Origin of the sequence: Brevibacterium atlanticum (genome assembly GCF_011617245.1) — a bacterium.
GTDB lineage: Bacteria > Actinomycetota > Actinomycetes > Actinomycetales > Brevibacteriaceae > Brevibacterium > Brevibacterium atlanticum.
This window is the reverse complement of record NZ_CP050152.1, coordinates 2,317,727-2,331,183: the sequence shown is the minus strand read 5'-3', so window position 1 is coordinate 2,331,183 and position 13,457 is coordinate 2,317,727. Positions and strand designations below refer to the sequence as shown.

Genomic DNA, 13,457 nt, shown 5'->3' with positions numbered 1-13,457 from the left:
CGGAATTCGGGCCCGTGGAGTCGTCACTCATCCTGTTCCAGCTTTGTTCGGTGAATCAGCTCAAGAGCCGTACGCAGCGCTCCGACACGGTTCCTCATCAGTGTCGTCTTTGACTGGCTGAGCGTCGAGCCCTGGAGAACTGCTTCGCACTTGTGCAGGAGCGAACTCAGTTCCTTTTCTGCGCTGTCCAAGTCGCCGGTGTCCATGACACCCATCTTCACACAACCACCCTCAGCCCGACCGACCCTTCGATCGAACCGCCCTCCTGATCGTCGGCGAGCGTTCTTTCGCGTTCCTGGTCAAAAAGGTAGTTTTGACTGAGACGCGGCGGCGAAGACGCCCGCTGAGAAAGCGGCCGAGCGAGGAGGACGGGATGGCAGACATCGTCATCACCATCGCGGCGGCCCTGGCCTTCGGGATCCTCGCCCACGAGGTCCGCATCCCACCTCTCGTCGGATTCCTCGCCGCCGGATTCTGCCTCCACCTCTTCGGAATCACTGCCTTCGCCGGTCTGCAGGAGATCTCCGACCTCGGCGTCGTGCTTCTCCTGTTCACGATCGGGCTGAAATTCGACCTGCGCTCCCTGCTCCAACCCGAGGCCCACGGGACCGCGCTGCTGCACATGGTCACGGTCGTCCTCCTCGGCGCCGGGACCATCGGCTTCGCCACCGTCATCGGTGTCGTCAGCGTCGGCGGGGGCCTCGGCACGCTGGCCCTGCTGGGATTCGCACTCTCGTTCTCCTCGACCGTGCTCGTGGTCAAGGTCCTCGAGGACCGTTCGGACGACGGCTCCTACTACGGGCAGATCGCCATCGCCATCCTCGTCCTGCAGGACCTCGCCGCCGTCGCCTTCATCACCATCGCCGGTGAGGAACCGCCCAGCCCCTGGGCCTTGGCGCTGCTCCTGCTCATCCCCGGGGTGTGGGTGCTGCGGCGGATCCTCGACCGCGTCGGCCGAGGCGAACTCCTCGTGCTCTTCGGCGTGGTCATGGCCCTGGGGCCGGGATACGTCGCCTTCGAATCCGTGGGCATCCACGGCGACCTCGGTGCTCTGGTCCTCGGTCTGCTCTTCTCCACCCATCCGCGCGCCGTCGAGATGTCGAAGTCGCTCTTCAGCGTCAAGGAGCTCTTCCTCGTCGGCTTCTTCGTCGTCATCGGCCTGCAGGCGGTCCCGACCTGGTCGGACCTGCTCATGGCGATCCTCCTCTGCGCTGTCCTGCTGCCGTTCAACTTCGTCAGCTTCTTCCTCATGGGCCGGCTCTTCGGACTGCGCAACCGCACGAGCGTGCGCACCAGCCTGGCACTGAGCAACTTCTCCGAATTCGCCCTCATCGTCGTCGCCGTCGGCATCGACAACGGGCTGTTCGCCGATGACTGGCTGACCATCACCGCACTGGCCGTGGCCCTGGGCATGATCATCTCCTCTCTGGCCAACGCGTACAGTCTGCAGATCGTGGCGAAGCTCGACAAGGTCCTGCCGGATGAGAACGAAGCCCGGCTGCGGAAGAACGACCGACCGCTCGACACCGGCCCCGCCGAGGTGGTCGTCCTCGGGATGGGCCGAATCGGCCGAGGTGCCTACGAGCGGTTCGTCGAACGCGGAGACAGCGACGTCATCGGCATCGACAACGACCACCTCGTCATCGAAGCACTGCGCGAGGACGGCTTCACCGTCCTCGAAGGCGACGCCACCGACCACGAATTCTGGCACCGCCTCGTCGTCGGCGGCACCGCGCACACCGTGGTGCTGGCCATGGCGCTGCACGACTCGAACACCTTCGCCCTCGAACAGCTGCGCATCGCCGGATTCCCGGGCACCATCGCCGCCGTCGTCCAACGTCCCGACCAGGCAGACCACTTCGACAAAGCCGGAGTGCACGCGGTGATCAACATCTACAGCGGGTCCGGCGCAGCCGTGGCCGACGCCGCGATCGACTGCCACGACCGGTGAGCCGCCGTCCGCGGAAGGGTCGGCAACATCACACCGGCAGCCGCGTCGATCGGCTTTGCGGCGCGGGCCGTGCACCCGCTAAGATAGTTAGCTGTTGTGCCTGCACGCTAAAGGCGGTCGGTGCGAGCGGATCTCGACGCTCAATCCCTCTTTCCCATCCGGGGAAACAACAGTCGCGTTCGGGGCGAGAACCTCAAGGGCCCTTCGTGACAGAACACATTGATGAAAGGTAATACAGTGCCAGCACCAGCACGTAATCGCCGCATGACGCGCCTCTCGCGCGCCCTCGGCATTGCTCTGACACCCAAGGCCGAGAAGTACTTCGAGCGTCGCCCGTACCCTCCAGGCGAGCACGGACGCGCCCGTCGTCGCAACGACAGCGACTACTCGGTCCGCCTCAAGGAGAAGCAGCGTCTGCGCGCGCAGTACGGCATCCGTGAGGCCCAGATGCTCAAGACCTACAAGGAAGCCAACCGTCTCCCCGGCCTGACCGGTGAGACCATGGTCGAGCTCCTCGAATCGCGTCTGGACGCCCTCGTCCTGCGTTCGGGCTTCGCCCGCACCATGGCCCAGGCCCGTCAGTTCGTCGTCCACCGTCACATCACGGTCGACGGACAGCGCGTCGACCGTCCCTCCTTCCGCGTGAAGGAAGGCCAGACCATCCAGGTGCACGAGCGTTCGGCATCGATGGATCCGTTCCAGGTCGCCGCCGCCGGTGGTCACAAGGACGTCCTGCCCGCAGTTCCGGGCTACCTCAACGTCAACCTCGAGGGCCTGCAGGCGACTCTGCTGCGCACCCCGAAGCGCGAAGAGGTGCCGATCACCTGCGACGTTCAGCTCGTCGTCGAGTTCTACTCGCGCTGATCGCCTGAACACTGGCCATCACGCCACCACGACTGCCCGGGACCGCTGGTTCCGGGCAGTCGTGTATTCACCACCCGCAGCGCAGATGCGGCCGCCCCGCGGACCGGCATCGGCGTCGATCAAGGCGGAGCGCGAACGTCGAATGGCGCACGGGTCGACGGATGCGCTGCGGCTTGATCGAGGGGAAACGGGCCGCAGCTAAGGTCGGGTGCGGCGGGTCTGCTCCGGCAACCCGTCCCAGCACGCCGCGCCACCTCGCATATTGCGGCGGAGCCATTAAACTAGTCCCTGGTAAGTGCGGATACGCATGAGTAAGTGCGGTGACGCACCGGCAATACGCGAAAGGTCTTGGATTGAAGACGGCAGAGATCAAACAACGCTGGTTGGACTACTTCGAAGCGAACGGGCACACCGTGGTCCCCTCGGCGTCGGTGATCAGCTCCGATCCGTCCATCCTGTTCAACATCGCAGGCATGGTCCAGTTCATCCCGTACCTCACCGGGCGCGAACCCGCCCCCTTCAGCCGTGCCACGAGCGTGCAGAAGTGCGTGCGCACCGGAGACATCGAAGAGGTCGGCAAGACCACCCGCCACGGCACGTTCTTCCAGATGAACGGCAACTTCTCCTTCGGCGACTACTTCAAGCGCGACGCCATCAAGTTCGCCTGGGGGCTGCTGACGAACTCCGTCGACGACGGCGGACTCGGCTTCGACCCGGAGCTGCTGTGGGCGACCGTGCACGAGGACGACACCGAGACCATCGACATGTGGCTCGAAGAGACGTCCGTCCCGCGTGAGCGCATCCAGCTGCGTGACAACGAGGACAACTACTGGCACACCGGTCAGCCCGGTCCCGGCGGCTACTGCTCGGAGATCTACTTCGACCGCGGCCCCGCCTACGGCGTCGACGGCGGCCCGGTCGCCGACGAGGACCGCTACATCGAGATCTGGAACCTCGTGTTCATGGAGTTCGAACTCTCCGAGGTCCGCTCAAAGGTCGACTTCGACGTGGCCGGCGAACTGCCCGCGAAGAACATCGACACCGGCATGGGGCTCGAACGTGTGGCGTTCCTGCTCCAGGGTGTGGAGAACATGTACGAGATCGACGAGGTGTTCCCCGTCATCGAGGCCGCGAGCCGGCTGGCCGGTCGGGCCTACGGCGAGGACGAACACTCCGATGTGCAGATGCGCGTCGTCGCCGACCATGTCCGCTCCTCGCTCATCATCATCGGCGACGGAGTCCGCCCCGGCAACGAAGGCCGCGGCTACATCCTCCGCCGTCTGCTCCGCCGCGCCGTGCGCGCAATGCGCCTGCTCGGCGTCAAGGACGAAGTCCTGCCCGAACTGCTCCCCGTCTCGATGCAGGCGATGAAGCTGTCCTACCCGGAGCTCGAAACCGACTTCGACCGGATCTCGCGCATCGCCTACGCCGAGGAGAAGGCGTTCCTGCGCACCCTCGAATCCGGCACCCAGCTGTTCGAGAACGCCGCCGGATCCCTGTCCGGAACGAACACGACCATCAGCGGCGACGTCGCCTTCGCCCTCCATGACACGCACGGATTCCCCATCGACCTCACCCTCGAAATGGCCTCCGAGGCGGGACTGAACGTCGACGAATCCGGCTTCCGCTCCCTCATGGACGAACAGCGCACCCGCGCCAAGGCCGATGCGAAGGCGAAGAAGGGCGGCGGCCACGCCGACCTCTCCGCCTACTCGGCCCTCCTCGACGAGGGTCGGAGCGAATTCGTCGGCTACGACCAGCTCGAAGCCGATTCCCGCGTGCGCGGAATCGTCACCGACGGCGTCGCCACCGAGGTGCTCACGACCGGCCAGAGCGGCGACGTCATCCTCGACCTCACCCCGTTCTACGCCGAATCCGGCGGCCAGCGCGCCGATGTCGGCCTCATCAAGGGTCACGGCTTCACCGCCCGCGTCACCGATGTGCAGAACCCCATCAAGGGACTGCCTGCCCACCATGTCGAGGTCACCGACGGTGAGCTCCACGTCGGCGACGAAGTGCTCGCGAGCGTCGACCACGATCACCGCTTCCAGGGATCCCAGGCCCACACCGCCACCCACCTCGTCCACGCCGCCCTGCGGGAGATCCTCGGCAGCCACGCCGTCCAGGCCGGTTCGCTCAACCAGCCCGGCTACATGCGCTTCGATTACTCGTTCCCCGAGGCCCCGAGCACCCAGATGCGCGGCGAGATCGAAGAGGTCGCTAACCTCGCGGTGCGGTCGAACTACGAGGTCGGAACCGAGTACATGCCCTTCGACGACGCCCGGAAGTCCGGGGCCATGGCACTGTTCGGAGAGAAGTACCCGAACGTGGTGCGCGTCGTCGACATCGGCGGGCCCTTCTCCCGCGAACTCTGCGGAGGTACCCATGTGGGAGCCTCGTCCGAGGTCGGCCCGATCTCCGTGCTCTCCGAAGCCTCCGTCGGCTCGGGAGTCCGTCGCATCGAAGCCGCCGTCGGCATGGACGCGTTCCGCTCCCTGGCCGCCGAACGCACCATCGTGTCCAACCTCTCCGAGATGCTCAAGGTTCCCGGCGCCGATGTGCCGGGCCGGGTCTCCGATCTGATGACCAGGCTCAAGGACGCGGAGAAGGAGATCTCCCGCCTGGGCGCACAGCAGCTGCTCGCCGGCGCGGGCAAGTTCCTCGACGATGCACAGACCGTGGGGGAGACCCTCTTCGTCGTCGCCGACCTCGGCGAGGTCGGCAACGCGGGAGACGTCCGCACCGTCGTGACCGATCTGCGCGGACGGGTAAGCGACCGTCAGGGCGTGGTCCTCGGCCTCGGCGTGACGGGCGGCAAACCCGTCGTCGTCATCGCCGTCACTGAGGCCGCCCGCACCGCTGGTCTGCAGGCCGGCAAGCTCGTGTCCCTGGCCTGCGGCGAGCTCGGCGGCGGAGGCGGCGGCAAGCCCGACCTCGCCCAGGGCGGCGGCAGCGACCCGGCAGCGATCCCGGCCGCCATCTCGGCCGTCAAGGCGGCCATCCAGTGACATTCCGCCGAGGTCGTCGCTTGGGCCTCGACATCGGTTCGGTGCGGATCGGGGTCGCCGCCAGCGACCCCGAAGGGATCCTCGCGACCCCGCTGACCGTCGTCCGCCGCAAGGACGAACCGGCGGCGCTGCGAGAGCTGAGCGAGATCGTCGCGGAATACGAACCGATCGAACTCCTCGCCGGCGACCCGAAGTCCCTCGACGGGGCCGCTCGCGCGGCAGCCGCCTCGGCGCTGGAATTCGCCCGCAAGGTCGCCTCGGCGACCGACACACCCATCCGCCTCGTCGACGAACGCTTCACCACCGTCGAAGCCCACCACGCCCTCGCCGCGGCTGGGAAATCCTCCCGCCAACGGCGGGAGATCGTCGACGCACAGGCCGCTGTCATCATCCTCCAGAACGCCCTCGAGTTCGAACACAACACCGGTGTCCCCGCCGGACGCGAGATGCCCGACGAGGAGAGTGAACAATGAGCCCGCTTCCCACTGAGTTCTCAGCAGACGAAGGCCTGAGCCGATCCGAGGTGCGCGCGAAGAAACGGCGCCGGATGCTGCGCCGGCGCCGGATGACGACCATCATCGTCATCTGCGTCCTCATCTTCGGCATCGGCGGCTTCTTCGGCGTCAAGGCCGCCGGGGGAGTCGTCGACGACCTGTTCGGTCCCAAGGGCGACTACGAGGGGCAGGGCACCAACGAGGTGTCCATCGACATCGCTCCCGGCTCCTCGGCCCGCACCGTGGCCAACCAGCTCGTCGAGGAGGGTGTCATCATGAACTCCGAACCCTTCCTCGACGAGGTCGAACGCCGTGAGGCGACCATCCAGGCCGGCACGTGGACGATGCGGGAGAAGATGAGCTCGAAGGCTGCCGTCGAGGCGCTCATCAACCCCATCGCGCCCCCGCGGATCACCGTGGCCGAAGGCAAACAGGTCGAAGAGATCAAAGCGATCATGATCGAATCCGGGATGAACGCCGACGAAGTCGACAAGGCCATCGACGACAAGACCCCGAAGGACTACGGACTCGACATCGATGCCCCCAGCCTCGAGGGCTACCTCTACCCGGCGACCTACGATCTGGACAAGACGAAGACAGCCGAGGACGTCGTCCAGGAGATGGTGGACAAGACCGAGTCCGAACTCGACGAACTGGGCATCGAGGACAAGGACGCCAACCGCATCCTCACCCTCGCCAGCCTCGTGGAGAAGGAGTCCCCGGGCGACGAAGAAGTGCGCAAGAAGGTCGCTCGCGTCTTCCTCAACCGGATCTCCGATCACTCGAAGACCGGGGGACTGCTGCAGTCGGATGCGACGGTCGCCTACATCCACGGAGCCCGTTCGGACCTGACGACGACGAAGAAGGAACGCCAGTCCGATTCGCCGTACAACACGTACAAGAAGAAGGGCCTGCCGCCCGGACCCATCAACGCGCCGAGCTCCGGTGCGGTGGAAGCGGCGCTCAAACCGTCGAAGGGCGACTGGCAGTTCTTCGTTGCGACGAACCCGGACACCGGTGAGACGAAGTTCGCGAACACCTACGACGAACACCAGAAGAACGTCGAGATCTACCGCAAGTGGCTCAAGGAGCACAACGGGAACGGCGACGAGGAGTGAGGATCCTCGCCGCGGTGCTCGGGCGGCCCATCGACCATTCGAAGTCGCCCCTGCTCCACCGTGCCGCCTTCGCCGCCCTCGGGCTGACGACGAGCGAATACGGCCGCGTCGACCTCGGCGCCGATGAGCTCGAGGACTTCCTCGACTCGCACCCTGACGAGACCGGATTCTCCCTGACCATGCCGCTCAAGGACCGCCTCGTCGAGCTGGCCGCAGAACGCGGCTGGTCGATCGACGACACCGCCGCACTGACCGGTGCGGGCAACACCGTCGCGCGTTCGGGTGAGCAGGTGCAGGTGGCGAACACCGATGTGCGCGGCATCGTCCGCGCGATCGCCCCTCACCTGGGCCCCGCCGCAGGGGAGGAGTCCCGCAGTGCGGGAGCCGGACGGGCGACGATCCTCGGGGCGGGGGCCACCGCCGCCTCGGCGCTCGTGGCCTGCCGTGACCTCGGCATCACTGCGGTCGAATTCCTCGTCCGCAGCCCCGACCGGGCCCGGCGAGTGGTCGAACTGAGCGAACGGATCGGCCTCACCGCTACGGTCGCCCCGCTTGAGCGGATCGGTCCCTCGGCGGTCGTCATCTCCACCCTCCCCGCCGAGGCGGCCCCGGACCTCGAATGGGACGTGTCCTTCACCGCCGGCCGAGACCACAGCAGCGGTGAGAACCTCAGCGGCGTCGCCCTCGACGTCGCGTACGCCGACGCCTCGTCCTTCCTCGCCGCCGCGGCCGCACACGGACTGCGTCCCGTCGACGGGACCGCGATGCTCGTCGAACAGGCCGTCGCCCAATCCGAGATGTTCGTCGCGGCGGCCGCCACCTCGACGTCGCTCGCCCTGCCGACCGGGCAGGAGCTGCGGGACCGGATCTCTGAGGCCATGTACTCCGCGCTGCGGGACACCGCGGCAGCCGTCCGGGACTGAGCCGAGGCAGGGACTGTGGACTCCGGGGTGCTGCACGCAATGGTCATCGGCCTCACTGTGCTCATCGCCCTCGCCGTGGCACTGGTGCTTGCCAGAACCACCCGATTCTGGCTCAACGACGACACCCAGCTCGAGCGGCTGGAGAACTCGACACTCTCTCCGGCCTGGGTTCCCGTGCTGGCGGGCCTCGTGCTCGCCGCCGTCGCTGCGTGGGCCTTCCCTGCCCACCAGATCGTCGTCGGGAACGGCGGATGGAGTGCCTACGCACCGCTGAGCGGGGCCACATTCACCCCGCCGCAGCCGAACTCTGCCGACCGCATCGGCACCGCCTGCTTCCTCGGACTCGGCGCCGGAACCACCCCGGTCCTCTTCACCACCGACGTCGTCGTGCGTCGACTGCCCGATCGGATCGTGCTCCCGACCACCCTCCTCGGACTCGCTGTGATCATCATCGGCTCCGTTCTCGGGGCCTCCCACATGTGGTTCACGGCCTTCTTCTCCGGCACCATCGCCCTCATCGCCTTCGGGCTCCTCCACCTGCTCGGTCGGCTGCTGCGCCGACGGACGATGGGTCTGGGCGATGTCAAGCTGTCCTTCATCGTCTTCGCCACCGCCGGGCTCTACGACCCGTGGGCACCGGCTCTCGTGCTCGTGGCGATGATGGTCATCGCCGGGGTCTGGGCGCTTGTCGGAGTGGTCCGGGCTCGCCGCCTGCGTGGGGTGACGATCGCCTTCGGGCCCGCGATGCTATCCGGAATGTGGCTGGGGTCGGTGACCGCCCCATTCGTTTTGTAGAATCGGTGGAATGTTGAGATGGCTGACTGCAGGCGAATCCCACGGCGAGGCGCTGACCGGGATCATTGAGGGGCTTCCCGCCCATGTACCGATCACCAGGGACGATATTCGAGCAAGCCTGGCCAGGCGTCGCCTCGGCTACGGCCGCGGCGCACGGATGAAGTTCGAAGCCGACGAGGTGCGACTGCTCGGCGGCGTCCGCCACGGCGCCACGCTCGGCTCACCCGTGGCCATCGAGGTCGGCAACACCGAATGGCCCAAATGGGAGACCGTGATGAGCGCGGACCCCATCGACGAATCCGAGCTCGAGGGACTTGCCCGCAATGCTCCGCTGACGCGGCCCCGACCCGGACATGCCGACGTCGTCGGCATGCAGAAGTACGGCTTCGACGAGGCCCGACCCGTGCTCGAACGCGCCTCGGCACGTGAGACCGCGATGCGGGTGGCCCTGGGCACCGTGGCCGCGAAGTTCCTCGGCGAACTCGGCATCACACTGGTCTCCCACACCGTGGCCATCGGCACCGCCGAACACGCCGCCGATGCCGCACCCGAGCTGCCGACCGCCGCCGACGTCGACGCCCTCGACGCCGATCCCGTACGCTGCTTCGACGCCGAGCTCTCGGCTGCGATGGTCGCCGAGATCGATGCGGCGAAGAAGGCCGGGGACACCCTCGGCGGAGTCGTCGAGATCCTCGCCTACGATCTGCCCCCGGGACTCGGCTCCCACGTCCACTGGGACCGTCGTCTCGACTCCCGCCTGGCAGGCGCCCTCATGGGCATCCAGGCCATCAAGGGCGTCGAGGTCGGTGACGGTTTCCTCACCACGAAACGACCGGGTTCGCAGGCGCATGACGAACTCGAGGTCGGACCCGACGGATTCCGCCGCACGAGCAACCGCGCCGGCGGCACCGAAGGCGGCATGTCCACGGGCGGTCCGCTGCGGGTGCGCGCCGGGATGAAGCCCATCGCCACGGTGCCCCGGGCACTGTCCACCGTCGACGTCACCATCGGCGAGGCGGCGAAGGCCAACCACCAGCGCTCCGACGTGTGCGCGGTCCCGGCCTCCGGCGTCGTCGCCGAGGCGATGGTCGCCCTCGTCCTCGCCGAAGCCGTCGTCGAGAAGTTCGGCGGAGACTCGGTTGCCGAGACGAAGCGGAACCTGGACGCCTACGTCGCGGCCATCCCGGAGAACCTCCGCATCGGACGATGAACGAGACCCCGATCCCGAAACCGGTTCCGCCTCTGGAACCGGTCCCCGCCGCGCTCTCACGCATCGTGCTCTCCGGTCCTCCCGCCGCAGGCAAGTCGACCATCGGGCGACTGCTCGCCGACCGCTTGGGCCTGCCGCTCATCGACACCGACGCGAACATCGTCGACCAGTACGGGGCCATCGGTGAACTGTTCGTCGAGCGTGGTGAGGACTATTTCCGGCGCATCGAACGCGAGGTCGTGCGCAAGGCGCTGCGCCGCCTGCTCGACCGGCCGGGCATCGTGTCCCTGGGCGGGGGAGCGATCCTCAACCCCGGCACCCGCGCCCAGCTCAAACACCCCGCGATCAAGGTCGTGCACATCGACATCGACGTCGACACCGTCGCGCAGCGGATCAACGCCCCGCACCGCCCTCTGCTGCGCGGAGCAGGCTCCGCCGTGGAGAACTGGATGGCGCTGGTCGCCGAACGGGAACCGCTGTACGAACAGGTCGCGACCTTCCGCGTCCAAGCCTCGAACTCACCGCCGTCGACCGTGGTCAACCGCGTCGTCGACGTACTCACAGGACTGCGGCGGGCTGAGGAGTACGCGAAGTACGCCCATCTCGACGAGGGTGAACCCGGCCCCCGCCTGTGAGACGGTTCCGCCCACGTCAGGTGGGCGTTTCGTCGCCGCCGGTCCGGCAGGGCTAGGCTGGGTCGGGGCTGTGCCTCACCTGCACGAGAATCACCCCGAAAGACGCGCAACGATCAGGAAGACGGACGAATGAGCACCACACGCATCGATGTCGACGCCGGCGGGACCTACCCGGTCCTCGTCGGTCAGGGACTGCTGGGCGAACTGCCCGAACTGCTCGGCAACCGGGTGGAGAAGGTCCTCGTCATCCACCCGCGGGCCCTGCGCACCACCGGTGAGGCCGTCCGCGACGACCTCGCGGCGACCGGACTCGAAGCCGTGGCCGCCGAGATCCCCGACGCCGAAGAGGCCAAACACATCCAGGTCGCCGCTTTCTGCTGGCAGGTGCTCGGACAGTCCGACTTCACCCGCACCGACGCCATCGTCACCGTCGGCGGAGGCGCCGTGAGCGACCTCGGCGGATTCGTCGCCGCCACCTGGCTGCGCGGCATCCGCGTCATCCACATCCCCACCACGGTCCTCGGCATGGTCGACGCCGCCGTGGGCGGCAAGACCGGCATCAACACCGCCGAGGGCAAGAACCTCGTCGGCTCCTTCCACGCCCCGGCCGGCGTCCTCGTCGACCTCGACACGCTGGCGACCCTGCCGGAGAACGAACTCTTCACCGGCCTCGCCGAAGTGGTCAAAACCGGCTTCATCGCCGACCCCGCCATCCTCGACCTCATCTCCGCCCATTCGAAGGAGCAGATCGGCGACGTCGGCGGACCCGTCCTGCGAGAACTCATCGAACGATCCATCCGCGTCAAAGCCGACGTCGTCTCCGACGACTTCGAAGAGTCCGGTCGACGCGAGATCCTCAACTACGGGCACACACTGGCCCACGCGATCGAACACAAGGAGCGCTACCAGTGGCGCCACGGAGCAGCCGTATCCGTGGGGATGGTCTTCGCCGCCGAGGTGGCCTCCATGGTCAAGAGCCTCCCGTACGAGACCGTCGACCTCCATCGCGAACTGCTGAGCAAGCTCGGCCTGCCCACCGGCTACCGCTCCGATGTGTGGCCGCAGCTGCTGGACACGATGAAGCGGGACAAGAAGGCCCGCGGAGCGATGCTGCGGATGGTGCTGCTGACCGACATCGGCGAACCCTCGACCGTCGAGATCCCCGATGCCTCGATCCTCCACACCGCCTACCAGGAGATCGGCGAGACCTCGCCGACGGTGCCGCTGCTCACCGAACTCGGCTGACGCACCACTCAGCACGCTGACACAGCACTCGACACACGCGGATGCACGGCGCTGGACGGGCTTGCTAGAATCGTCCAGGAATGCCTCACGCCTGCCCTCTCACAGGGCGGCGGTGATGCCTGACCAATCGGCGATCATCGATCGATGATCCGAACGTGACGCGAAGAAGGACGAATTAGTGGCGACAACCAACGACCTGAAGAACGGCCTTGTGCTCAACATCGACAACCAGCTGTGGCAGGTGCTCGAGTTCCAGCACGTCAAGCCCGGCAAGGGACCGGCGTTCGTCCGCACCAAGATGAAGAACGTCACCTCCGGGAAGATCATCGACAAGACCTTCAACGCCGGCACCAAGGTCGAGACCGCCAACGTCGACCGTCGCGACATGCAGTACCTCTACCATGACGGCACCGACTACGTGTTCATGGACTCGAAGGACTACGACCAGGTCAACATCTCCGCTGAGCTCGTCGGCGACGCCGCGAACTACATGCTCGAGAACCAGGACCTGCAGATCTCCTTCCACGAGGGCACCGCGCTGTCCGTCGAGCTGCCGCCCTCGGTCGAACTGACCATCACCCACACCGAACCCGGCCTGCAGGGCGACCGCTCGACCGGCGGATCGAAGCCCGCGACGCTCGAGACCGGCTACGAGATCCAGGTGCCGCTGTTCCTCGAAGAGGGCACCAAGGTCAAGGTCGACACCCGCAGCGGCGACTACCTCGGACGCGTCAAGTAAGTGGCCTCGGCACGCACACGAGCCCGGCGCCGGGCTCTCGAGCTGCTCTTCGAAGCCGGGCAGCGACGACTCGCGATCGACGAGCTCGTCACCATGCGGTCGAACGATCCCGACTACCCGATGAAGGAATACGCGGTCGAGATCGTCACGGGCATCACCGAGAAGCAGGAGGAGATCGACGAGATCATCTCCACCTACTCCGAGGGCTGGCCGCTCGACCGGATGCCCGCCGTCGATCGGTCCCTGCTCGAGATCGGCACGTGGGAGATCCTGTTCAACGACGAGGTGCCCGACAAGGTCGCCATCGACGAGGCGGTCTCACTGGCCCGGCAGTTCTCCACCGATGACTCGCCCGGCTTCGTCTCGGGCCTGCTCTCACGCATCCTCGACGTCAAACCGACGCTCATCTGACGCCGGCGGGTCCGCACTCCGGACCCGCCTGCGAGCGCGTCTCGCACGAGGTCTACAATCGAAT

13 protein-coding genes are annotated in these 13,457 nt (G+C 66.9%); 12 read left to right on the top strand and 1 reads right to left on the bottom strand.

What is annotated here, in order from left to right; translation table 11 throughout:
- Positions 1 to 23 precede the first annotated feature (23 nt).
- Entirely contained in the window at positions 24 to 206 is a 183-nt protein-coding gene (locus GUY23_RS10470; protein ID WP_166972121.1) for a hypothetical protein, read from the bottom strand.
- Positions 207 to 373: 167 nt separating this feature from the next.
- On the opposite strand from GUY23_RS10470, the gene GUY23_RS10465 reads away from it, so the two are divergent.
- From GUY23_RS10465 to nusB, 12 genes are all read left to right on the top strand, one after another.
- The gene (locus tag GUY23_RS10465; RefSeq protein WP_166972119.1) at positions 374 to 1,951 is read left to right on the top strand and encodes a cation:proton antiporter family protein; all 1,578 of its coding nucleotides are present in this window, start codon (positions 374 to 376) and stop codon (positions 1,949 to 1,951) included.
- A gap of 222 nt (positions 1,952 to 2,173) precedes the next feature.
- Positions 2,174 to 2,815, top strand: a complete 642-nt coding sequence (gene rpsD, locus GUY23_RS10460) for a 30S ribosomal protein S4 (protein ID WP_373563639.1) — start codon at positions 2,174 to 2,176, stop codon at positions 2,813 to 2,815.
- 353 nt (positions 2,816 to 3,168) lie between these two features.
- On the top strand, positions 3,169 to 5,823 hold the full coding sequence (gene alaS / locus GUY23_RS10455) for an alanine--tRNA ligase (protein ID WP_166972115.1): 2,655 nt from the start codon (positions 3,169 to 3,171) through the stop codon (positions 5,821 to 5,823).
- Positions 5,820 to 6,296 carry a Holliday junction resolvase RuvX gene (ruvX, locus tag GUY23_RS10450; RefSeq protein ID WP_166972113.1) on the top strand — a complete coding sequence of 159 codons (477 nt, stop codon included), beginning with the start codon at positions 5,820 to 5,822 and terminating at the stop codon, positions 6,294 to 6,296. The genes alaS and ruvX overlap by 4 nt, the downstream gene beginning before the upstream one ends.
- Entirely contained in the window at positions 6,293 to 7,435 is a 1,143-nt protein-coding gene (gene mltG, locus GUY23_RS10445) for an endolytic transglycosylase MltG (protein WP_166972112.1), read from the top strand. The genes ruvX and mltG overlap by 4 nt, the downstream gene beginning before the upstream one ends.
- Positions 7,432 to 8,358, top strand: a complete 927-nt coding sequence (locus tag GUY23_RS10440; RefSeq protein WP_166972110.1) for a shikimate dehydrogenase family protein — start codon at positions 7,432 to 7,434, stop codon at positions 8,356 to 8,358. Before mltG ends, GUY23_RS10440 begins: the two co-directional genes overlap by 4 nt.
- 27 nt (positions 8,359 to 8,385) lie before the next feature.
- The gene (locus GUY23_RS10435) at positions 8,386 to 9,153 is read left to right on the top strand and encodes a prepilin peptidase (RefSeq protein WP_166972108.1); all 768 of its coding nucleotides are present in this window, start codon (positions 8,386 to 8,388) and stop codon (positions 9,151 to 9,153) included.
- 10 nt (positions 9,154 to 9,163) lie between these two features.
- Complete coding sequence (gene aroC / locus GUY23_RS10430; RefSeq protein WP_166972106.1) at positions 9,164 to 10,363, top strand: chorismate synthase; 1,200 nt, start codon at positions 9,164 to 9,166, stop codon at positions 10,361 to 10,363.
- Positions 10,360 to 10,998, top strand: a complete 639-nt coding sequence (locus GUY23_RS10425; RefSeq protein WP_166972104.1) for a shikimate kinase — start codon at positions 10,360 to 10,362, stop codon at positions 10,996 to 10,998. The genes aroC and GUY23_RS10425 overlap by 4 nt, the downstream gene beginning before the upstream one ends.
- A 129-nt stretch (positions 10,999 to 11,127) precedes the next feature.
- The gene (aroB, locus tag GUY23_RS10420; protein ID WP_166972102.1) at positions 11,128 to 12,243 is read left to right on the top strand and encodes a 3-dehydroquinate synthase; all 1,116 of its coding nucleotides are present in this window, start codon (positions 11,128 to 11,130) and stop codon (positions 12,241 to 12,243) included.
- A 178-nt stretch (positions 12,244 to 12,421) separates the two neighbouring features.
- Positions 12,422 to 12,982, top strand: a complete 561-nt coding sequence (gene efp, locus GUY23_RS10415) for an elongation factor P (RefSeq protein ID WP_166972100.1) — start codon at positions 12,422 to 12,424, stop codon at positions 12,980 to 12,982.
- Positions 12,983 to 13,393: a transcription antitermination factor NusB gene (nusB, locus tag GUY23_RS10410; RefSeq protein ID WP_166972098.1), complete on the top strand. Its 411-nt coding sequence runs from the start codon at positions 12,983 to 12,985 to the stop codon at positions 13,391 to 13,393.
- The last annotated feature ends 64 nt before the right edge of the window (positions 13,394 to 13,457 follow it).

What these genes read in the sequence shown, in the direction of transcription:
- GUY23_RS10465 (WP_166972119.1), top strand. Translation starts at nt 374, where the DNA reads ATGGCAGACATCGTCATCACCATCGCGGCGGCCCTGGCCTTCGGGATC.
- GUY23_RS10425 (WP_166972104.1), top strand. Translation starts at nt 10,360, where the DNA reads ATGAACGAGACCCCGATCCCGAAACCGGTTCCGCCTCTGGAACCGGTC.
- aroB (WP_166972102.1), top strand. Translation starts at nt 11,128, where the DNA reads ATGAGCACCACACGCATCGATGTCGACGCCGGCGGGACCTACCCGGTC.
- aroC (WP_166972106.1), top strand. Translation starts at nt 9,164, where the DNA reads ATGTTGAGATGGCTGACTGCAGGCGAATCCCACGGCGAGGCGCTGACC.
- rpsD (WP_373563639.1), top strand. Translation starts at nt 2,174, where the DNA reads ATGAAAGGTAATACAGTGCCAGCACCAGCACGTAATCGCCGCATGACG.
- mltG (WP_166972112.1), top strand. Translation starts at nt 6,293, where the DNA reads ATGAGCCCGCTTCCCACTGAGTTCTCAGCAGACGAAGGCCTGAGCCGA.
- GUY23_RS10470 (WP_166972121.1), bottom strand. Translation starts at nt 206, where the DNA reads ATGGACACCGGCGACTTGGACAGCGCAGAAAAGGAACTGAGTTCGCTC.